The sequence below is a fragment of the Streptomyces sp. NPDC002265 genome (assembly GCF_040296125.1).
Classification (GTDB): domain Bacteria; phylum Actinomycetota; class Actinomycetes; order Streptomycetales; family Streptomycetaceae; genus Streptomyces.
In genome coordinates, this window is record NZ_JBEOWS010000066.1 from 1 (window position 1) to 19952 (window position 19952).

A 19952-nucleotide genomic window follows, 5' to 3' on the forward strand; every position below is an offset into this window, starting at 1 on the left:
GCCCGTCTACACCGCGCCGCCTGAGGACGCTGCGCTGGAGCGGTTCGTGGAGTTCACCGACGCCTGGGGCGGCAAGTATCCGGCGATCGTCCGGCTCTGGGAGGCGGCCTGGGCGGAGTGCGTGCCCTTGCTCCAGTTCGATGTGGAGATCCGCAGGATCGTCTGCACCACCAACGCCATCGTGAGCATCAACGCACGGATCCGCAAGGCCGTCCGGGCCTGGGGACACTTCCCCACCGACCAGGCCGCCCTCAAGTGCGTCTACCTGGCAGTCATGAGCCGGCATCGGACGCACACGCTGGACCACGTGCGGGAAGACCGCGCTCCAGGCCTTCGACATCACCTTCGACGGCCTGCTCACCGCCGGACGTCGCTGAACACAACCGACCGAGTGCCACCGTTCGCTAAACAGACCCGCGTTCAGGGATCCGATGGCTGCGGACCGCGGGAGGCGGCGCACTGAGTGCAGATCAGCGGGCGATCGAGATCGCGAAGGGTGTGAATCCGCTGGACCGGATCACGTGCGGTACGAACAGGATCGCGGCCTCCGTGGCGCGGGCGGTCCGGATCCCACCGAGATCAGTGATCCACTCCTTGCGCCAGCCGAGGTCCGCGAGCAGTTCGCGGACGGTCTGCTTGGCCTGTGGGTCCTCGCCGGAGAGGAAGGCGTCGGGTGCCTGGGTGAGGGCGGTCGGTGCAGTCATCACCGGGAAGAGCATGGTGTTGAGTGTCTTGACGACACGTGTTTCAGGGAGCGCTTCCTGGAGTTGCTCGGCAAGGCTGTAGCCGGGGTAGATCAGGTCGGCTGGCAGTCCGTCGGGACCGTCGAGGGTGGCGTTGGAGACGTCGACGAGGATTTTGCCGCGCAGTTCCTCGCGCAGAGCGACGAGCCGCTCCAGCGAGCCGACTCCCGGGGTGGCGTTGATGACGATCCGGGCTGTCCGGGCGGCGTCGGCGGCGGATTCCGGAGCGCGGTCCGCCACGGTCACCTCATGCCCTGCCTGGGTGAGGGCTGTGGCCAGGCTGCCGCCGACGCGGCCGTTTCCGAGAACTGCGATCGCGGTCATGATGACAGTGGTCCTTCCGTGTGTGCAGGTTGTGGTGCGCGGTCAGCGCGAGAGCGTGGTGACGGCATCGGCGTGGACGCTGGGCGCGGCGGCGAGGAAGCTCTCGCTCTGCGGGGTCCAGGGGCGGCCCTCGGCGTCGGAGATCTGCCCGCCGGCCTCGGTGACGAGCAGCGCCCCGGGCAGCAGGTCCGAGCGGGCGCCGGAGTACTGCCAGAAGGCGTCGATCCGGCCTGCGGCCACGTTCAGCAGGTGCAGGGTCGCGGGTACGGCGGTGCGGACGACGAGCGCGTCGAAGAGCATCGCGGTGATCGAGGAGCCGACGCGCCGCACCACCTTTTCGTCCTCGTCCGGCCGGGCCTGGCTCGTGGCCACGATGCTCAGGCCCAGGTCCGCGGTCCGGGAGGCCTGCAGCGGACTGCCGTCGAGGTGGGCACCCGCGCCGGTGAGGGCGGTGTAGGTCTCGCCGGTCAGCGGTAGGTGGACCGCGGTGAGCACCGGCTGGTTCTCACGCACGAGGGTGGCGGTCACCGCCCACTCCGGCAGGGCGTGCAGGTGGTTGACGTTTCCTTCGGCCGGATCCACGACCCACCACTCGCCGGGCGGCAGCGCCCCGCCGTCCAGCTCCTCCGCCACCCAGCCGGCGCCCGGGCGCAGGCGCGTGAGGCCCGGGCGCAGGATGTCGAGGGCCGTGTCGTCGTTGGCAGCGAGCGCGTGCATCAGATCTTCGCGGGTCTGATAGCGGACCACCTCGCCGAAGCGCTCGCGCAGCGCCGATCCGGCTGCGCGCACGACGACGGCGGTCTGGCCGAGCAGGTCGGCGTCGGAGGCGGCGACGTCGGAGGTCCGAAGCGTTTCGGGCATGGCGGTACTCCCGTGTGAGGAGGGGCGATGAGGCAGGCCGGGTCAGGCGGTGCGTTCCGTCTTGCGCTCTCGCCTCGAAGGTATAGAGCCACTTCATTAACTTCAAATGCATGTCAAGCACGGCTAGGATTACTCGGATGCAATTGGATTTGAACCTGCTCACCGCCCTCGACGCGCTGCTGGAGGAGGGGAGTGTGGCCGGGGCCGCCGCGCGTCTGCATGTGACCGCCCCCGCGATGAGCCGGAGTCTGGGCCGGATCCGGCACGCGACCGGGGATCAGATCCTGGTGCGCACGGGGCGCACGATGACCCCGACGCCGTATGCGATCGCCGTCAGGCAACAGGTGCACGAGCTGCTGCACCAGGTCCAGGGGGTGCTGGCACCGAGCCGTGAACTCGATCTGGCAACGCTGGAGCGCACCTTCACCCTCCGCTGGCACGATTCCCTGGTCGCGTTGAGCGGCCCCGCACTGCTCACGGCCGTTCGCGAACAGGCTCCCGGCGTGCGCTTGCGCTTCGTCGCGGAATCGAGCGTCGACACCCCCGGGTTGCGGCGCGGTGAGGTCGACCTGGAGGCGAACGCCAACCGTCCGAGCGCATCGGACATCCGTGCCGAGAACGTGGGCGAGACGCGCCTCGTCATCGTCGTGAGGCGAGGGCACCCCTTCACCCGCGTCAGGACTCTGACGGCAGAGCAGTACGCCGCCGCTGAACACGTCACTGTCTCGCGACGAGGCAACCTCAGCAACGCCCTCGACGACGCCCTCACGCAGCTCGGCCTCACCCGCCGCGTGGTGGCCACCGCACCCACGGAAGCGGTCGCGTGGGAGTTCGCGCGCGGCTCCGATCTCCTGATCAGCGTTCCCGAAGCCACTACGCGCTCCACGGTCGCCGACCTCGGCCTGGCCGTGCTCCCCCTCCCGCTCGAACTGCCGTCGGCATCCATCTATCTGTCGTGGCATCAGCGCTACGACACCGACCGCGCCCACGCCTGGCTGCGCGGGCTGGCGCGAACCGTGCTGGCCACGTGCGCAGCGTCGTAGCCGGCGCCGTCAGCGCGGCCGCTGAACAGCCCCGGGCGCTCCTCCGCCGACCAGCCTCGCGCGGCCGGGCGTTTCGCTTTCGACCGCACCCCTTCGGCCTTCGTCGGGACCGGCTCCAGATCAATGGGCGCCGCGAGTCGACGGCAGTCCATCGACGCGATCATGCACTTTCCGTGGGCCTCCTCGACACACTGCCAGCCTCTGATCATCGGGTCGTGACAGTCATGGCCGAACCGTCACGTGATGTTCGATCCACGTGGGCGGGCATGCAGCACAGCGAGCCGTGCCGATCTGGCCCGGTTACTGTTCGACCTTCGGTGAGAACGCTCAACCTTCGCCGCGTGAGGTCACCGGAAATGACAAGGATCCCGACTGATCATGAAGATCGGCGGGATCTCGTCGACCGCTCCCGCGACAGAAAACGTTGCATAACGGTGTCCTGGCCGGGTCGGGCGCCGCGGTTACGATGCCCGGGCAATGCCGCACCACTCGGAGTGACCCCCATGGCCCAGCTTCAGGAGGCGCCCTTTGGGGTCGGCCTTCCCCCCGACCGGCCACCCGGCCCAGCCGCGCTCGGCCCCACTGCCTGGCGCACTTCCGCCCTCGCGGGCATGGCCTCCTACCTGGATGCCGGCTCCATCGTTGCGCTTGGGGCGGGACTGACCCTGTTCCAAACGCAGCTGCACTTGTCCAGCGGCGCCGTCGGCGCGCTCGCGGCGCTCGGCCCCAACGCTCTGGGCTGCGCCTTCGGCGCCTTCATCGGCGGCCGCCTGGGCGACCGCCTGGGGCGCAAGCGCATCTATAAGTACGACCTGCTGCTGTATGCGGCCGGCATGTTGGTCATGGCGCTGTCCGTCAACGCGGCCATGCTGTTTGCCGGCACGGTCGCCGTCGGCGTGGCCGTGGGTGCCGACGTTCCCACCTCCCTCGCCCTGGTCGGGGAGAATGCCCCGCCGCGCGCCCGCGGAAAACTCCTCGGTCTGACACAGGTCGCCTGGAACCTGGGCCCTGTCGTGGTCCTGCTGCTGGCGTTCGTCGTTGCACCGCTCGGGCTGCTCGGCGTCCGCCTGGTCTTCCTCCACCTGTTCCTTGTCGCCATGGTCGTGTGGGGCCTGCGCCGTGGTGTCGCGGAATCCGCGCGCTGGAAGTCCGCCCTCGCACCGGGCACGATCGCACCGCGCCCGCGCCCGCGCCTGCTCTTCCGCGGTGCGAACCTCGCGGCTCTGGCGTGGACTACGACGATCTACCTGTTCTGGAACCTCGCTGCCGGCACCAGCGGCAGCTTCACTCCCTACATCGTCGAGACCCTTCATGCGGGAAGCCGGGCCGCGGGCCTGGCGCTGAGCAGCGTCGGCTTCGTCATCGGCCTGGCCGCGACGGTCCTGCTGTTCATGCGCTTTGCGGACCGTTCTCACCGAACCCGCAAACGCATGTGGGCTCTCGGCGGGATCCTCCAGGTCACCGCCTACGTCCTGTACCTGGTGTTCCCGCTCGGCATCCCGGTCATCTTTGCCAACATGGTGCTGTTCGGCATCGGAGCCGCCCTGGCAGGCGAAGGCTTTTACAAGGTCTTCAGCCAGGAACTGTTCCCGACCCTGCTGCGCAGCACCGCGCAGGGCTTCACCTTTGGCGCGGCTCGCACTGTCCTGGGCGTCTGGAGCTTTCTGGTGCCGTTCCTGGCACACGTCGGTATCCGCCCGCTCAGCGCCCTCCTCGTCCTGTTCCTTCTGGTGAGCGCCGTCGTGGGTTATGCCTTCATGCCCGACACCGCGGGCAAGACGCTCGAATGCATTGAGGAGGAGCGCAGTACGGCGGCGGCGTGACCTCGGCTCCGGCCCGCTCCGCCACGCCGCCCGGGCCGGGCTGCCGGGTGGCGTGACTCGAGCCGGAGGCGGCCGTCGGCATCGGCACCCTGCCGGCGCCGGCGGCCGTCTTTGGTTCCGGGCCGTGGTCGTCACCGCCGCGCTGGCCATGGGGAGGATCAACCGTAGGGTGCCTGCACCGGCAAGACCACGGGGTGCTCGGCGTCGGGCTGCCGGTCGGCCGCATCCTGTCTGAGCAGGTCGAACAGGTGGAGGTCCTCCGGGGCCACCAGCGGACGACTGCCCGCGGAGCGGTACCGGGCCCGGTACCGGGCACCGGCCGGGCTGCGCGCCGTCTCCGCCGAGAAGCACCGCGCCATCGGGAGCACCTGTGTGAACGACGACGCCCGGCATACCGCGTACGAGGCAATCGCATCGGGTCTGGCCGCGTACCGGCGCGACGCCATCCATGCCTACGCCGCCATCCATGCCTACGCCGCCACCCGGCTGAGCTGAGCCACCGTACGACCGCTCTCGCGGGAACGACCCGCGAGGGCGGCTGCCGTATGCCACCGAGGCCCGGATGCAGTGCGGCTGTGCGGGGCTGCCGACTGCGAAGGGCCGGATGGCAGCCGCCGCTGCGCGCTCAGGGTGGACTGGCGAACCGCGAGTTCCGGCTCGATGCCGACATGCGGGTGGGCGTGCGGGGCTGTGTCGGCCTGCTGTGGCGTCTCGGCGACGAGCAGACGAAGAGGGGCGATCGTGCCCAGGGCGGTGCCGGTACGGTAGCGGGCTTCCTCTTGCGCGCGGCGGACGCTGTTGCCCACGAGGACAGCCGGCCCGGCCCTGCGGGCTTCGGCTTCCGTGCCCTGGATGATCGCGGCGTAGAGGGGGTTGGCCAGGTCCGGTTCCAGAACCGCCAGGATGCGTGAGGGCCCGCCCCGCAGGAGGCGGGCGTTGTCGTTGCGCACGTAGCCCAGCCGCTCGATGACGGCGGTGACCCGGGCCCGGGCTGCTTCAGCACCCGGTGCGGCTGGTTGAGCACGTCGGACACCGCGGCCAACGAGACGCGGGCCTCCCCGGCGACGTCCGCGATGCCCACCCGCTGGTTCACCCCGCCCCCGGGTGCGTGTCCGCGGCGCGCTCGCGGGCGCCGGCTCATGGACGGGTGGGTGCCGCGGTGCTGTGACGGACGACGAGGCGGGGCGTCATCGTGACCTGCGTGGCCCGGTCGTGGTGGCCTTCGACGCGTTCGATGAGCATTCTGGCGGCGGTGGAGCCCATGGTGCGTCCGGCCTGGTCGACGCTGGTCAGCTGCACGGTGGCCAGGTCCGCGATGGCGGTGTTGTTGTAGCCGACCAGGGAGACGTCCTCGGGGACCCGCAGTCCCAGCTCGTGTGCGGCCCGCCACACCCCCAGGGCGGCCACGTCGGCACCGGTCATGATCGCCGTGGGGCGGTCCGGCGAGGCGAGCAGACTCAACCCCGCCTTGTGGCCACCTTCGTCGGAGTAGGCGTTCTTGTGGACACGGGCGTACGCCTGCAGCCCGTGGCGTTCCATCGCCTCCCGATAGCCGTCTGCCAGGACGATCTCGGGGGTGCGGGTCCACTTGCTGGCCCGGGTGCCGGGGGAGGACACCAGGGCGATGTCGCGGTGACCGAGGGACACGAGGTGGTCCACGACCAGCCCGGCCCCGAGCCCGTCCGCGTCGAGAACGGAGTCGTGAAGGTCGGACGCGTCGTGGTGGCCGATGACGACGGTCGGGGTGGACTGGGCCGTGGCGAGCACTTCCGTGCGCTGGGTCCCCGGGGCGATCAGGATGAGGCCGTCCATCTGCCGGTCGACCATGGAGCGGATGGTCTTGGCCTGAGAATCCGCGTCGAACCCGGCTGCGCCGATCATGACTGTGTACTCGCTGTCGCGCAGCTGGTCGCGGATGCCGTCGAGGATGTCGGCGAAGAAGGTGTTGCGGATGTTGTCGAGCAGGACGCCGATCGTGTAGGTGCGGCCGCGCATGCCACGTGCCGCGGCGTGCGGCCGGTAGTTCAGCTCGGCCATAGCCGCCTTGACGCGTTCCTGCATGGCAGGGCTGACTCCGTAGGCGTTGCGCAGCACCTTGGAGACCGCGGCCGTCGACACTCCCGCGTGATGTGCGACGTCGGTGATGGTCACACGCTTCTTCCGCTGTGGTGCGGACTCCATGCCGGCTGCCCTCCGTTCTCCGAAACCGGTCAGTGTAACGGTCTACATCATGCTCGCTGCTCATCGCCAGGTGTGAAGCACGTTTCCGTGATGCTGCAGGCGAATGTCTTGGCGGAAGCCGGTGCAGCGTGCGCTGGTGTGTCCGCTTGGCCGTGAAGAACGTTATGCACGTTCTGGAGGTCATGGAGGTCGTGGAGGTCAAAGCCAAGCTGACCGACCTGAGCTACGTCAAGGCTGCCGAAGAGATCGCCGCCCTGGGCAAGAAGGGCTGCTTCGGCAAGGGTGCCGGCCCGATCGAGCTCCGATCCGGACGATCCACCGGCTCGGCTCGACCGACATGCATCCGCCGATCGGCACCAAGAATCCTTCATCGCCCTGGCAGCCTGATCGACCCCGAAGGGCTGTAGGACCTCTAAGCACGGGGAGCGTCGGTGCTGCGCCGTACGACGAGGCGCGGAGTCATGCTGGTCTGCACGGCGTGGTCTCGCCTGCTTTCCACACGCTCGATGAGGAGCCTGGCAGCGGTGGCGCCCATGTTGTGACCGGCCTGGTCGACGCTGGTGAGCTGGACGGTCGCGAGGTCGGCGACCGCGGTGTTGTTGTATCCGACGATCGAGACGTCCTCCGGTACACGCAGGCCCAGTTCGTGAGCTGCCCGCCACACACCGAGGGCCGCCACGTCGGCGCCGGCCATGACGGCGGTGGGCCGCTCTTCACCGGCGAGCAGGCTCATGCCGGCTTTGTAGCCGCCTTCGTCGGAGTAGGCGACACGGCAGACCGTCGTCTCGTCGCCGAGGCCGTGCCGTCCCATGGCCTCGGTATAGCCGCTGGTCAGGACGATCTCCGGGGTCCGCGTCCATTTGCTGGAGCGGGCTCCCTGGGCCGATACGAGTGTGATCTTGCGGTGTCCGAGGGAGACGAGGTGGTCGACCACGAGGCCGGCTCCCGCACCGTCCGCGTCGACGACGGAGTCGTGCAGATCGGAGGGGTCGTGGTGGCCGATGACGACGGTGGGCGTGGTCTCCGCCATGGCGAGGACTTCGGCCCGTGGTGTGCTGGGGGCGATGAGGATCAGGCCGTCCATCTGGCGGTCGGCCATGGACTGGATGGTCTTGCTCTGGGCGTCGGCCCCGAACCCGGCCGCGCCGATGAGCACGGTGTACTCGCTGGCGTGCAGTTCGTCGCGGATGCCGTCGAGGATGTCGGCGAAGAACGTGTTGCGGATGTTGTCGAGCAGGACGCCGAAAGTGTAGGTGCGGCCGCGCATTCCGCGGGCTGCGGCCTGCGGCCGGTAGTCGAGTTCGGCGATCGCGGCACGGACCTTCTCCTTCATGGCCGTGCTGACGCCGTACGCGTTGCGCATCACCTTGGACACGGCGGCCGTCGACACGCCCGCGTGCTGCGCGACATCCGTGATCGTCACGCGCTTCTTGCGCGGTGAGCCCTGCTGCATCCGTTGTGCCCCCTGAGCTTCGCTTCTGAGTATAACGGTCTACACCATGGCCGGGTGAGTGCGCCAGATGTAGAAGGCTTTGCTGCGGTGTTTCCGTGGGATGTCTTGACGGACGCTGGGTGTGCGTGCACTGTGGTGCCCACTTCGACGTAGAGAACGTTATACAAAACTCTCTTCGTCGTTGATTCTCTCCGCAGGCCTTCGCCGTGCGCCTTTGCTCAACGATGACAGGGAGCCATGCTGTGATCACCGACTCGTCCGCCGCCAGAAGGGCGCGCCTCGCCGGCATGACCGCGAGCGCTGCTGCGATGGCCGTTCTCGTCTCCGCGTGCGGAGGGACGGGAGGCGGCTCGGCCTCCCCGGCCAAGAACTTCAGCTACCTGAGCGTCACAGAGAACACCACGGTCAAGACAGCGCTCACGACCCTCTCCAAGGGGGCCTGCAAGACGGCTCAGGACGCCCAGCCGCTCAAGGTGGAGACCGTTCCCCAGGCCGGCCTCGACCAGAAGCTGCAGTTGCTCGCCGGTCAGAACGCGCTGCCGGTGCAGTTCGCCGCGGGCAACGCGCCCGCCCTCACCCAGCAGCTCGCCGCATCCGGCCAAGTCGCCGACCTGGAGAAGGAACTGAAGAAGCTGGGCGTCTACGACCAGCTGGAGCCGGCGGCGGTCTCCACCATCAAGGCGCTGTACGGAGGCAAGCTGGATGTCCTGCCGTACGAGTACAACATCGAGGGAATCTTCTACAACAAGAAGGTCTTCGCCGCCAACGGCATCGCCGTGCCCGGCACGTGGGCCGAGCTCACGTCCGCAGCGGCGAAGCTGGAGGCCAAGGGCATTCAGCCGTTCTCCGCGTCCGGCCAGCAGGGATGGCCGCTGACCCGGCTGATCAGCGGCTACCTCTACCGCAGTCTCGGCCCGGACGCGCTGAAGGACGTCGCAGACGGCAAGGCGAAGCTGACCGACCCGAAGTACGTGAAGGCAGCGGCAGAGGTAGCCGCGCTCGGCAAGAAGGGCTACTTCGGCAAGGGCGTGGGCTCCATCGACTACGACACGGCGATGAACCAGTTCCTCTCCGGCAAGGCCGCCATGCTCTACATGGGCAGCTGGGCGCTGGCGAACATCGCCGACCCCAAGCAGGACACGATCGGCGCCGCCAACGTGGGCTTCATGCCGTTCCCGGCGGTCACCGGCGGCACCGGCTCCATCGACCAGTACCCCTCCAACGTCGGCCTGGGCATCGCGCTGGGCGCCAAGTCGTTCGACAAGAACACCGGCGACTGGGTCTCCTGCATCACCAAGAACTACGGCAGCACCGCGCTGAAGGACCAGGGCACGATCTCAGGCTTCAAGGTCAACACCGACGTCAAGGACGCCAGCGAAGTCGCCGGGCAGGTCCGCCGGACCATCAGCTCCTCGAAGCAGAACGTGCTGTGGTTCGAGGCGCTGTTCTCCACGAAGGCCACCACGGTCAGCCAGACCAACGCGGCCGGACTGGTCAACGGCAGTCTGAGCCCCGAGAAGTTCATGCAGACCGTTCAGGACGCCCTGTCCAGCAAGTGACGAGACGCGGCTCAGGGAGCACCCGCACCGCGCCCTGAGCCACCTCGCGTCAGCAGGCAACTTCAAGAACTGGACTTCACTCATGCACCGCGTACTCGGCGACCGCAAAGCGGTCCTGATCCTGCTGGGCCCCGCCCTGCTCGTCTACTCCCTGATCATGCTCGTCCCGATGGTGTGGTCCCTGGGCTACTCCTTCACCAAGGGCAACACGATCCAGGGGTTCACCGGCAACGGCCTGGGCAACTTCCATCGGCTGTTCACCGACCCTGCCGTACGGGACGCCTTGTGGTTCACCGCCAAGTACGCGGTCGTGGTGACGCTCGGCCAGGTCGTCGCCGGCTACCTGCTGGCACTGCTGTACGTCTTCTTCCTCAAGAAGGCGTCGGCTCTGATCCGCACCCTGGTCTTCTTCCCGGTCGTCCTGCCGACTGTGGCGGTCGGCCTGCTGTTCCAGAAGTTCTTCCAGGTCGCACCGCAGACCGGTCCGGTCAACTCACTGCTGGACGCCGTCGGCATCGGATCGATCGACTGGTTCGGCAGTGCCGGGCACGCCTTCTGGGTCCTGATCATCATGGACATCTGGCGGTCCATGGGCTTTTACGCCGTCCTGCTCTTCGCCGGCCTGGTCGACATCCCCGAGGAAGTGCTGGAGTCCGCGCGCCTCGACGGAGCCTCCGGCCTGCGCCTCGTCCGCCACATCGTCCTGCCGATGTCGTTCCCGGTGCTGTTGTCGTCACTGATCTTCAGCATCAACGGCACCCTCAAGGCCTTCGACTCCATCGTCGCGCTCACCAACGGCGGTCCCGGCAACGCGACCACACCGCTGACCCTCTACATGTTCCAGACGTCGTTCACCTACGGCGACTACGGCTACGGCAGCACCATCGCCCTGCTGCTGACCGTCGTATGTCTGCTGGTGACCCTGGTCGTCTTCCGCGTCTCGCGGCGCGACCTCACGAAGGGCTGAACCCATGGCCATCGACACGCCTTTGAAGACCGCCGGTGCTCCCAGCGGCGGTGGCCGGGTGCCCGCCTCGTCCGTCGCGCCTCGTCCGCCGCGACATCGCGGCGTCGGCCGACTTCGGGTGAAAATCGTCGTCGCGTTGCTGCTGGCCATCGAGGTCTACCCTCTGGTCTGGATGTTCCTCACGTCGCTGAAATCCAACAACGACTACCTCAACCACTCCACCTGGAGCCTGCCCACCCACTGGGAGTGGAGCAACTACAGCGAGGCCTGGACCACCGGCAACATCGGCCTGTACATCCAGAACAGCCTCCTCGCCGTGCTGCCGGCCCTCGCCCTCATCCTGCTCCTGGGCACCGCGGCCGGCTTCGCTCTCCAGATCATGGTGTGGAAAGGACGCAGCCTCACCCTGCTGATCTTCCTGGCGGGCATGATGGTGCCCTCACAGATGATCCTGCTCCCGCTGTTCACGGTGTACTTCCAAGCAGGCCTCTCCGGCACCCTGTGGCCGTTGATCCTCACCTACACCGGCACCGGACTGCCGCTGACGGTGTTCATGATGGCCACCTACTACAAGACCGTTCCGCGTGAGCTGTTCGAGGCGGCGACCATCGACGGCGCGAGCATCCTGCGCGCCTTCTGGACCATCAGCGTCCCCATGGTCCGCAACGCCATTCTGACCGTCGGCCTGGTCCAGTTCTTCTTCATCTGGAACGACCTCCTCGTCGCGCTGACCTTCACCAACAACCAGGACCTGCGCACCATCCAGGTCGGCCTGCTGAACTTCACCGGCGACTTCGGCGCCACCCAGTACGGCCCGCTGTTCGCCGCCATCTGCATCAACGTCTTCGGCACCTTGGTGATCTATCTCTTCCTCAACCAGAAGGTGATGAAGGGCCTCACCTCCGGCGCCGTCAAGGGCTGACAACCAACCCCACAGCCCCGCTGGTTGTCCCACGCCCACCTCACGGAAGGTTCCCCCGCTGTGTCGCTTCAGCCTGCCCTCGTCACGTTCGAACACCTGCGTGGCGGCCTCGGAATCGGCTCGACCGAACCGCGGTTGTCCTGGCAACTGCCCGCCGGCAGCGAGATCCAGAGCGCCTACGAACTCGAACTCGACCGAGACGGCTCCGTGTTCCGCACCGGCCGCATCCCCGGCAGCGACCAGAACCTCGTGGCGTGGCCGGATCGGCCGCTGGCCTCCCGTGAACGCGTCATCGTCCGGGTGCGCACCTGGGCAAGCGGCGACGAACCCTCCGACTGGTCGCCGCCCGCCGCCGTCGAGGCGGGACTCCTCGACGCTGCCGACTGGCAGGCCCAGCCTGTGGGCGCAGACTGGGAGGAAGACCCCGACAGCGACCGCCGCCCCGCCCGAGTGCGCCGGGACTTCCAGTTGAGCAAGCCCGTCGTGCACGCCCGGCTCTACATCACCGCACACGGCCTGTACGAAGCCGAGATCAATGGCGCACGCGTCGGAAACGACACCCTCTCCCCGGGCTGGACCGTCTACGGCCGGCGGCTGCGCTACTACACCTACGACGTCACCCGCCTCCTCGCCGAAGGCGCCAACACCATCGGAGCCTTCCTCGCCGACGGCTGGTACCGCGGACGAATCGGCTTCGACGGCGGCCACCGCAACCTCTACGGCACCGACCAGTCGCTCATCGCCCAGCTGGAGGTGACACACCCCGACGGCACCACCACCGTCGTCGCCACCGACCGGAGTTGGGAGGCCGCCGTCGGCCCGATCCTCACCTCCGGCCTCTACGAGGGCGAGACCTTCGACGCCCGCCTGCACGACCCCGCCTGGTCCACCCCGCACCACGCGGACACCGGCTGGACCCCGGTGGCGGTGCACGAACGCGACCCGAACACCTTCATAGCTCCGAAGGCTTCTCCGGTCCGCTGTACCCAGGAGATGGCACCCGTCTCCATCACGCCCAAGGAGCAGGGCACCTACCTCCTGGACTTCGGACAGAACCTGGTCGGGCGGCTGGCCGTCACCGCCGACGGCCCCCAAGGCACCACGATCACCCTGCGCCACGCGGAAGTCCTGCAGGACGGCGAGCTCGCCACACGCCCGCTGCGCGGCGCAACCTCTACCGACGTTCTCACCCTCGCCGGGAACGGCCCCCTCGTCTGGGAGCCGCGCTTCACCCTGCACGGCTTCCGCTACGCCGAAGTCAGCGGCTGGCACGGGGAGTTCACCAGCGCAAGCGTGACCGCCCGCGTCTACCACACCGACATGCGCCGCACCGGCTGGTTCGAGTGCAGCAACGAGCAGATCAACCGACTGCACGAGAACGTCGTGTGGAGCATGCGGGGGAACTTCGTCGACCTGCCCACCGACTGCCCCCAGCGCGACGAGCGCCTCGGCTGGACCGGCGACATCCAGGTCTTCGCCCCCACCGCCAGCTTCCTGTACGACTGCGTGGGCATGCTCGATTCCTGGCTCGCCGACGTCGCCGCCGAACAACTGCCCGACGGCACCATCCCCTGGTACGTCCCCGTCATCCCCGGCGGCCCCCAGTGGACCCCGATCCAGCCCGGCGCCGCCTGGGGCGACGTCGCCACACTCACCCCGTGGGTGCTGTACCAGCGCTTCGGTGATCTGGAACTGCTGCGCCGCCACTTCCCGATGGGCCGCGCCTGGGTGGATCTCCTGGAGAGGCTGGCCGGAGAGGACCGCATCTGGGACACCGGCGACCAGCTCGGCGACTGGCTCGACCCCATCGCGCCGCCGGACGACCCCGGCGCATCCCGCACCGACCGCTACCTGGTCGCTACCGCCTACTTCGCCCACTCCGCCCGCCACCTCGCCTACTCCGCAGCCGAGTTGGGCTACCGGACGGCCGCCGCCTCGTACAACCGTCTCGCCGACGAGGTAGCCGCCGCGTTCCGCGCCCGCTATGTGGCCGACTCCGGCCGCATGACCAGCGACAGCCCCACTGCCTACTGCGTCGCCCTGATGTTCGACCTCCTCGGCAACGACGAACAGCGCCGCTTCGCAGGCGACCGACTGGCCGAACTGGTCCTGGAAGACGACGGCCGGATCGCGACCGGCTTCGTCGGCACGCCACTGATCTGCGACGCCCTGACCTCCTCCGGCCGTCTGGATGTCGCCTACCGGCTGCTCACCCAGACCGAGTGCCCGTCCTGGCTCTACACCGTGTCCATGGGCGCCACCACCATCTGGGAGCGGTGGGACAGTCTGCGCCCCGACGGCACCCTCAACCCCGGAGGCATGACCTCCTTCAACCACTACGCGCTCGGTGCCGTCGCCGACTGGCTTCACCGCACCGTCGCCGGCCTAGAGCACACCCGGCCCGGCTACCGCACCCTCGCCTTCCGACCCCGCCCCGGGGCCGGCATCACCTGGGCCAAGGCGCGCCACGAAACCCCCTACGGCACAGCCGCCATCTCCTGGGAACAGACCGCGAGCGGCATCAGCGCCCACATCACCGTGCCCGACGGCTGCCGGGGCCTGGTGGAGCTGCCCGGACGCCCGCCGATCACCGTCGGAGCAGGCGAGCACCGCATCGACAGCAGCGCACTCGGCGACCAGGCCGCCTGAGCCCTTCTCCCGCCGACCTGCCTCCCGCACCAGCGCGGACGGCGGGAGAAGCCCCACCCGGGCGGCGCCGGAACCGTCCTGACCACGGCACCGGCGCCGCCCGTTCCACCGCACCACCTCCCGAACTCGGCCGCCCAGGACGACAACCGTGGCCGGCACCCGCACCACCTGTTGATCCAGCACACCTCCCGCCGCAAGGAGAGCGTGACGTGACCCGTTCCGCAGGAATGACCCGACGCGAAGCCGTCGCCGTATCCGTAGCCTCCCTGGGAGGAGCCGCGGTGATGACCGTAGGCCTTCCCACCTCGGCTGCTGCCGCCACCGGCACCGCCGCGGCCGCCGTCGCAGGCGACCAGCCCTGGCGCGAGAAGAACCAGTCCGCGGCCCGCCGCGCCGACGCTCTGCTGAACGCCATGACCTTCGACGAGCAGGTGGTCCTGGTGACGGCCGTCGACCCCGTCGACTACCAGCCGCTCGCACACCTCGGTATCCCCGTCATGCACCGTGTCGACGCCTCCGACGGCCTGCGCGGGGACACCGGCGTCACCGCCTTCCCCGCTCCCAACGCCCTGGCCGCCACCTTCGACACCGACCTCGCTGAGAAGTACGGCGACGCGATCGCCAAGGAGGCCCGCGGCAAGAGCTGGAACGTCCTGCTCGGCCCGACCGTCGACATCGACCGCAACCCGCGCAACGGCCGCGAGTCCGAGGCCTACGGCGAGGACCCGCTGCTCAGCGGACTGATCGGAGCTGCCGTCACGAGAGGCTTCCAGAAGAACGACGTCATCGCGCAGGTAAAGCACTTCACCTGCTACAACCAGGAAGGAGGCCGCAACTCCCTCGACGTCAAGGTCTCCGAGCGGGCCCAGCGCGAGGTGTACTACCCGGCCTTCGAACACGCGATCCGCGACGGAGGCGCCCTGTCCGTCATGGGCTCCTACCCGCGGATCAACGGCGTGTTCTCCTGCGAGGACCCGCACACCATCGGCGCCCTTAAGAACGACCTGGGCCTCAAGGGCTACCTCGGCACCGACTACTACCCCTCGGGCGACCGCGTCGCGGAGTTCAATGCCGGCGTCGACTCCGCCGCTCTCACCCCCGACACCCCGAAGGCTGCCTTCACCGACGGACGCATCCCCAAGGACCGCACCAGAGACGCGGCCCGCCGCACTCTCTACGCCCTGTTCGCCTCCGGTACCTTCGACAACCCGGTACCCACCACGCCCGCCGACGTGGTGACCACAGAGGCGCACCAGACCGTCGCCCGGATCACCGGTGAGCAGGCCACCGTGCTGCTCAAGAACCGGAACGGCCTGTTGCCGCTGACGAAGAAGAAGACCATTGCGGTCATCGGCCCGGCCGGCAAGGACGCCATGACAGGCGTCGAGGGCTCCTCCTACGTCGACCCCGGCGATTTCATCACTGCGGTGGACGCCATCAAGGCCAAGGCCGGAGCCTCCAAGGTCCTCTTCTCGCAGGGCAGCGTCGGCGACGTGGCCCTGCCGGTCATCCCGGGCGACGTGTTCACGACGCCGGACGGCAAGGCCGGCCTCAAGGCCGAGTTCTTCGCCGGCGAGAGCCTGTCCGGCGACCCCCTGACCACCACGGTCACCTCCACCATCGACTTCCGCTGGGGCAATCCCATCTCCGACCTGCCCACCAAGTGGTCGGCCCGCTGGACCGGAAAGCTGACCCCGCCCACCACCGGACTCGTCCGGATCAACACCCTGCTGTCCGGCGCCGCGAAGATCGTCGTCGACGGCGTCACCCTCCTCGACGAGTCCCGCTTCCTGTGGGACTCCTTCTTCGGCCCCAAGGAGAGCGCGATCGGCGGTGTCATCGAGCTCAGCGGCGGCAAGGCCGTCGACATCACCGTCGAGTACAGCACCAAGGACGCCGGCTTCTACGGCCCCAGCATGCAGCTGTGCTGGCAGCCCCGATCGCTCATCCCCGACGCCGTGGCGACCGCGAAGAAGGCCGACATGGCCGTGGTCTTCGTCAACAACTACAGCGGTGAAGCGTTCGACCGCGACAACCTCGCCCTGCCCGGCGACCAGAACCAGCTCATCGAGGCGGTCGCCGCGGCCAACCCCAACACCGTCGTGGTCCTCAACACCTCCGGCCCGATGCTCATGCCGTGGCTCGGCGAGGTCCCCGGCGTGCTGCAGGCCTGGTACCAGGGCGCCGCCACCGGAACCAGCATCGCCAACATCCTCTACGGCGACGCCGAGCCCGGCGGACGCCTGCCCGTCACCTTCCCCGCCGACGAGCAGCAGGGCCCCTCCACCTACACCGGCGGCAAGAGCGACAGCGCCCACGGCAGCATCACCTACGACGAGGGCATCTACGTCGGCTACAAGTGGTACGACAAGCACGGCGCCGAGCCGCTGTTCCCGTTCGGCCACGGTCTGTCCTACACCAACTTCAGTTACCGCGACGCCCGCGTGGCCAGCCGCGGCCGCGGGGACACCGCCGGCGAGGTCAGCGTCGAGGTCCACAACACCGGCAAGCGCACCGGCTCCGACGTCGTCCAGGTCTACGTCGGGGCACCTGCCCACCCGGGTCGACACCCCCGCCAGGACCCTCGCAGGCTTCGCCCGGGTCGCGCTCAAGCCGGGTGAACGCACCACCGCCAAGATCGAGATCAGCCGGCGACTCGTGTCCTTCTGGGACGAGGACAAGGACCGCTGGACCACCCCCACCGGCAAGGTCCCGGTCTACGTCGGTACCTCGGTGGCCGACGCCGGCTACGCGGGCTCGATCACCGTCAAGTAGCCCCTCCAGCACGCCTGCCGTATGAACCACCCCAGCAGTCGCACCGTGATGTCCGCGGCGTTGGGCACCGCCGCCGCCTCCGCACTGCCGGCCTGGCCTCCGCCAGCGTGCTGCATGCCGCAGGCGTCAAGTCCCTGCGCTACCCCGGCGGCCAAGGGCAAGCACGGCGGACGACCGAGGGTTATCGACGACGACATGCTCACCGTCGCCATCGTCCGGAAGAACAAGGGCGTCCCCGTCCCGGAGATCGCGAAGAAGCTGGTCATCGAGACGGGGAAGAACGCGGGCAAGAATCCCTCGGTGCCCTGCTCTACCGGGCGTTCGCCGAAGCTGAGGACGCCGCGGCGGACGACGGCCAAATGGCTCCGGCCCTGATCGTTTGCTTAGCGGTCAATGGCTGCTCCATTGGCTCCCAAGGCCGTGTCTGACGGGGTACCGGCTGACTTGGTCCATCGAAATCCGGGCGAGTGGTCGGGTGCTTCTTGGCGGAGGTCCCGGGGCCGGCGTCCGCTGGGCCGATGAGTTTGGCGGCGACGGTGCCGGGTCCCGCACCGACCGGATCCGCGAACAGCCGGAGTACTACCTCAACCGGCTGGAGACACAGCTGCTCCAAACCCACGCATCCGAGGTGATCCCCGCCGGCGGCGCCGAGACCCTCATCGAGCTCGGCTCCTGCACCGGAGACATGGCGCTGCCGCTCCGGCCGCACATGAGGGCCCGTCCACCTACGTGCCGGTGGACGTCAGCACCAGCGCGCTGAGTCAACTGACCGACCGGCTCCGGAACGCCTCTTCCGACACCAGGGCGCGGCCCGTGGCCGCCGACTTCACCCGCCCCTGGCCGCCGGCGCTGCGCGAGCCCGGAAGACGCCCGCTGCTGGTCACGTTCCTCGGCAGCACTCTGGGCAACCTGCTTCCCGCGCAACGCCACGGACTGCCGGCGCTCCTGGCCGGCAGCCTGCGCCCGACAGACAGCTTGCTGCTGGGCGTACCTCTCCTGGGCGACACGGAGGTGATGGCCTCCGCGTACCTGGACGCCGCCGGGCTCATGGAAGCGTTACACCCCCACTGTCTGCGGATCCTCGACCGTGACTTCGCAACGGACTTCGACCTCGACGCGTACGCCCACCACGTCGCCTGGGCCGCTTCCGAGCCGCGTGTGGAGATCGGCCCGCGGGCGCTCGCCGACCAGAGCGTCCTGGTCCCCTGCGGCCCTGTCGCGCACCGAGTGGCCTTTCGCCGCGGCGAGGTCCTGCGCGCGGCTGTCGCTGTGCGTTTCACCGCCGGACAGCTCGACGTCGAGCTGTCCGCACGCGGCTTCGAGACCGTACGCCTCCTGCCCGACACCAGCAGCCGGTACATGCTCCTGCTCGCCCGACGCCGTGGCTGACGTACCGCAGCCGCGGCGTCGCGACCGGTGCCGGCGGCCACGGCGTTGAAGTCGTACGGCCTTCTCCGCCACCGGGCGCACCCATGGCTCTTCAGCGTTCGCCAAGTCCGCCCGAACCCGCTCAAGTTCGGCTTCGAGTTCCTCCACCCGCACCGCCGCGGCCTTCCACCGCGCTTCCAGCACCGCCCGCATCGACGGCATCCGCCATCCCCGCGGCAACCCGTTCAGCAACGAGTCGAGGTTTCCGCGACGGCCGCAATCCCATGTCCGACCAGCGAAATCCGCACACGAGGTTCGGAAAGAGAGCGACCTCTCACGGCTGGGTCAGCCCGGTTTGACGGCCAGTGTTGCGAAATAGTGCGACATGTACGAGGCGGATGCGTTGGATTGGTGCGGTGCTTCCGTGAAGCCGGTGAGGGCGAATCCGGCGGCGAGTTGGCCGCCGATCTGGGCGGTGAGGGTGTGGCTGTATTCGAGGGCGGCGTCCGCGCCGAATTTCGTGGCGCGTTCTTCGGCGGAGTAATGCGCGAGATCGCTGTAGGGCAGCTGGTGCACGACGGTCAGCTCGCCGCGCTCGTCGAGCGCCTCGTGGTCGAACAAGTACACATCAGGGTTGAGGAAGCCCGCGAGCAGGGTTCCGCCGGGTCGCAGGACGCGGAAGCACTCGCGCCACACCGGTGCCAGGTCTGGTACGAACAGATTGGAGACCGGATGGAATACGACGTCGAATGCTGCGTCGCCGAAGGTGCTGAGGTCGCGCATGTCGCCCAGGACGGTGCGCAGCTCGAGTCCGTCGCGGGCCGCCACCATCTGGTCCTGGCCGAGCTGGCGGGGTGAGTTGTCGAATACGGTGACCCGCGCTCCTGCGGCGGCGAGGATCGGACCCTGCTGGCCGCCGCCGGAGGCCAGGCACAACACGTCCTTGTCGGTCAGGTCCGTCGGCAGCCAGGAGCGGTCGACCGGCTCATACCCGATGAGAACGATCGACCAGTCGCCCCTGCGGGCGCGCTCGACCCTCTCAGTACTGACCGGCCTCGACCACTCGTTGCCGTCTTGGACATACTTGTCCCAGGCTGCCCGATTGTGGGCGACGGGGTCGACGACAATGTCCTGCACGTTTGACTCCCTGCTACAGCCGAGTGGACACCTGCGGTATTGACGGTTCGGTGTCGCCAGCCAACACGATGGCAGGGTACGGGCTCAACAAAATTTGGCGGGCGTCGAGGTGTCCACGGACTCGAGGGGCGCAGCGGGTGTGTAAGT

Annotated in this window: 21 protein-coding genes and 1 pseudogene; 14 read left to right on the forward strand and 8 right to left on the reverse strand. The window is 68.6% G+C overall.

All coding sequences use genetic code 11. The annotated features are described in order from the left end of the window. Window positions 1-377 (forward strand): annotated as a pseudogene (locus tag ABT085_RS14590) (transposase); the annotation flags it as partial. Window positions 378-470: 93 nt separating this feature from the next. On the opposite strand, the gene ABT085_RS14595 reads toward ABT085_RS14590, so the two are convergent. Together ABT085_RS14595 and ABT085_RS14600 are read right to left on the reverse strand one after the other, a co-directional pair. Continuing rightward, complete coding sequence (locus tag ABT085_RS14595; protein ID WP_351606393.1) at window positions 471-1067, reverse strand: NADPH-dependent F420 reductase; 597 nt, start codon at window positions 1065-1067, stop codon at window positions 471-473. 42 nt (window positions 1068-1109) lie between these two features. Next, window positions 1110-1928 carry an inositol monophosphatase family protein gene (locus ABT085_RS14600; protein WP_351606396.1) on the reverse strand — a complete coding sequence of 273 codons (819 nt, stop codon included), beginning with the start codon at window positions 1926-1928 and terminating at the stop codon, window positions 1110-1112. A gap of 137 nt (window positions 1929-2065) precedes the next feature. On the opposite strand from ABT085_RS14600, the gene ABT085_RS14605 reads away from it, so the two are divergent. Together ABT085_RS14605 and ABT085_RS14610 are read left to right on the forward strand one after the other, a co-directional pair. Further along, window positions 2066-2971: a LysR family transcriptional regulator gene (locus ABT085_RS14605; protein ID WP_351606475.1), complete on the forward strand. Its 906-nt coding sequence runs from the start codon at window positions 2066-2068 to the stop codon at window positions 2969-2971. Window positions 2972-3474: 503 nt separating this feature from the next. Next, window positions 3475-4794 (forward strand): MFS transporter, encoded by a 1320-nt coding sequence (locus ABT085_RS14610; RefSeq protein ID WP_351606399.1) that lies wholly within the window; start codon window positions 3475-3477, stop codon window positions 4792-4794. A 158-nt stretch (window positions 4795-4952) separates the two neighbouring features. Here ABT085_RS14610 and ABT085_RS14615 read toward each other — a convergent pair whose 3' ends face one another. Beyond that, entirely contained in the window at window positions 4953-5153 is a 201-nt protein-coding gene (locus ABT085_RS14615; protein WP_351606401.1) for a hypothetical protein, read from the reverse strand. Between the two features lie 13 nt (window positions 5154-5166). On the opposite strand from ABT085_RS14615, the gene ABT085_RS14620 reads away from it, so the two are divergent. After that, window positions 5167-5289 (forward strand): hypothetical protein, encoded by a 123-nt coding sequence (locus ABT085_RS14620; protein ID WP_351606404.1) that lies wholly within the window; start codon window positions 5167-5169, stop codon window positions 5287-5289. Here ABT085_RS14620 and ABT085_RS14625 read toward each other — a convergent pair. Next, window positions 5265-5744, reverse strand: coding sequence for a hypothetical protein (locus tag ABT085_RS14625; protein WP_351606406.1), 480 nt, complete (start codon window positions 5742-5744; stop codon window positions 5265-5267). The genes ABT085_RS14620 and ABT085_RS14625 overlap by 25 nt on opposite strands. Window positions 5745-5931: 187 nt before the next feature. Then, window positions 5932-6975 (reverse strand): LacI family DNA-binding transcriptional regulator, encoded by a 1044-nt coding sequence (locus ABT085_RS14630; RefSeq protein WP_351606409.1) that lies wholly within the window; start codon window positions 6973-6975, stop codon window positions 5932-5934. Window positions 6976-7121: 146 nt separating this feature from the next. Between ABT085_RS14630 and ABT085_RS14635 the strand changes: the two genes are divergently transcribed. Continuing rightward, window positions 7122-7382 carry a hypothetical protein gene (locus ABT085_RS14635; RefSeq protein ID WP_351606411.1) on the forward strand — a complete coding sequence of 87 codons (261 nt, stop codon included), beginning with the start codon at window positions 7122-7124 and terminating at the stop codon, window positions 7380-7382. A 5-nt stretch (window positions 7383-7387) separates the two neighbouring features. On the opposite strand, the gene ABT085_RS14640 is transcribed toward ABT085_RS14635, so the two are convergent. Beyond that, window positions 7388-8398, reverse strand: a complete 1011-nt coding sequence (locus tag ABT085_RS14640) for a LacI family DNA-binding transcriptional regulator (RefSeq protein ID WP_351606414.1) — start codon at window positions 8396-8398, stop codon at window positions 7388-7390. A gap of 272 nt (window positions 8399-8670) precedes the next feature. Between ABT085_RS14640 and ABT085_RS14645 the strand changes: the two genes are divergently transcribed. From ABT085_RS14645 to ABT085_RS14670, 6 genes are all read left to right on the forward strand, one after another. Next, window positions 8671-9987: an ABC transporter substrate-binding protein gene (locus tag ABT085_RS14645; RefSeq protein ID WP_351606421.1), complete on the forward strand. Its 1317-nt coding sequence runs from the start codon at window positions 8671-8673 to the stop codon at window positions 9985-9987. Between the two features lie 82 nt (window positions 9988-10069). Next, a complete protein-coding gene (locus ABT085_RS14650) occupies window positions 10070-10954 on the forward strand; it encodes a carbohydrate ABC transporter permease (protein WP_351606424.1) in 885 nt (294 codons plus the stop codon). Window positions 10955-11072: 118 nt separating this feature from the next. Further along, window positions 11073-11876, forward strand: a complete 804-nt coding sequence (locus ABT085_RS14655) for a carbohydrate ABC transporter permease (RefSeq protein WP_351606426.1) — start codon at window positions 11073-11075, stop codon at window positions 11874-11876. A 60-nt stretch (window positions 11877-11936) separates the two neighbouring features. After that, complete coding sequence (locus ABT085_RS14660) at window positions 11937-14525, forward strand: family 78 glycoside hydrolase catalytic domain (RefSeq protein WP_351606428.1); 2589 nt, start codon at window positions 11937-11939, stop codon at window positions 14523-14525. Between the two features lie 284 nt (window positions 14526-14809). Next, window positions 14810-17146 (forward strand): glycoside hydrolase family 3 protein, encoded by a 2337-nt coding sequence (locus ABT085_RS14665; protein ID WP_351606431.1) that lies wholly within the window; start codon window positions 14810-14812, stop codon window positions 17144-17146. Continuing rightward, window positions 17076-17300: a fibronectin type III-like domain-contianing protein gene (locus ABT085_RS14670; protein WP_351606478.1), complete on the forward strand. Its 225-nt coding sequence runs from the start codon at window positions 17076-17078 to the stop codon at window positions 17298-17300. Before ABT085_RS14665 ends, ABT085_RS14670 begins: the two co-directional genes overlap by 71 nt. Here ABT085_RS14670 and ABT085_RS14675 read toward each other — a convergent pair. Continuing rightward, window positions 17273-17416: a hypothetical protein gene (locus tag ABT085_RS14675; protein WP_351606434.1), complete on the reverse strand. Its 144-nt coding sequence runs from the start codon at window positions 17414-17416 to the stop codon at window positions 17273-17275. The two genes, ABT085_RS14670 and ABT085_RS14675, sit on opposite strands and share 28 nt — an antisense overlap. 79 nt (window positions 17417-17495) lie before the next feature. On the opposite strand from ABT085_RS14675, the gene ABT085_RS14680 reads away from it, so the two are divergent. From ABT085_RS14680 to ABT085_RS14690, 3 genes are all read left to right on the forward strand, one after another. Next, the gene (locus ABT085_RS14680; protein WP_351606436.1) at window positions 17496-17675 is read left to right on the forward strand and encodes a hypothetical protein; all 180 of its coding nucleotides are present in this window, start codon (window positions 17496-17498) and stop codon (window positions 17673-17675) included. Window positions 17676-17775: 100 nt separating this feature from the next. Further along, window positions 17776-18060, forward strand: a complete 285-nt coding sequence (locus tag ABT085_RS14685; RefSeq protein WP_351606439.1) for an L-histidine N(alpha)-methyltransferase — start codon at window positions 17776-17778, stop codon at window positions 18058-18060. Further along, window positions 17973-18689, forward strand: a complete 717-nt coding sequence (locus tag ABT085_RS14690) for an L-histidine N(alpha)-methyltransferase (RefSeq protein ID WP_502982728.1) — start codon at window positions 17973-17975, stop codon at window positions 18687-18689. The genes ABT085_RS14685 and ABT085_RS14690 overlap by 88 nt, the downstream gene beginning before the upstream one ends. A 324-nt stretch (window positions 18690-19013) precedes the next feature. Here ABT085_RS14690 and ABT085_RS14695 read toward each other — a convergent pair whose 3' ends face one another. Then, complete coding sequence (locus tag ABT085_RS14695) at window positions 19014-19805, reverse strand: class I SAM-dependent methyltransferase (protein WP_351606448.1); 792 nt, start codon at window positions 19803-19805, stop codon at window positions 19014-19016. Window positions 19806-19952: the final 147 nt, after the last annotated feature.

What these genes read in the sequence shown, in the direction of transcription:
- ABT085_RS14595 (WP_351606393.1), bottom strand. Translation starts at nt 1,067, where the DNA reads ATGACCGCGATCGCAGTTCTCGGAAACGGCCGCGTCGGCGGCAGCCTG.
- ABT085_RS14600 (WP_351606396.1), bottom strand. Translation starts at nt 1,928, where the DNA reads ATGCCCGAAACGCTTCGGACCTCCGACGTCGCCGCCTCCGACGCCGAC.
- ABT085_RS14605 (WP_351606475.1), top strand. Translation starts at nt 2,066, where the DNA reads ATGCAATTGGATTTGAACCTGCTCACCGCCCTCGACGCGCTGCTGGAG.
- ABT085_RS14610 (WP_351606399.1), top strand. Translation starts at nt 3,475, where the DNA reads ATGGCCCAGCTTCAGGAGGCGCCCTTTGGGGTCGGCCTTCCCCCCGAC.
- ABT085_RS14615 (WP_351606401.1), bottom strand. Translation starts at nt 5,153, where the DNA reads ATGGCGCGGTGCTTCTCGGCGGAGACGGCGCGCAGCCCGGCCGGTGCC.
- ABT085_RS14630 (WP_351606409.1), bottom strand. Translation starts at nt 6,975, where the DNA reads ATGGAGTCCGCACCACAGCGGAAGAAGCGTGTGACCATCACCGACGTC.
- ABT085_RS14650 (WP_351606424.1), top strand. Translation starts at nt 10,070, where the DNA reads ATGCACCGCGTACTCGGCGACCGCAAAGCGGTCCTGATCCTGCTGGGC.
- ABT085_RS14665 (WP_351606431.1), top strand. Translation starts at nt 14,810, where the DNA reads ATGACCGTAGGCCTTCCCACCTCGGCTGCTGCCGCCACCGGCACCGCC.
- ABT085_RS14675 (WP_351606434.1), bottom strand. Translation starts at nt 17,416, where the DNA reads ATGCAGCACGCTGGCGGAGGCCAGGCCGGCAGTGCGGAGGCGGCGGCG.
- ABT085_RS14680 (WP_351606436.1), top strand. Translation starts at nt 17,496, where the DNA reads ATGCTCACCGTCGCCATCGTCCGGAAGAACAAGGGCGTCCCCGTCCCG.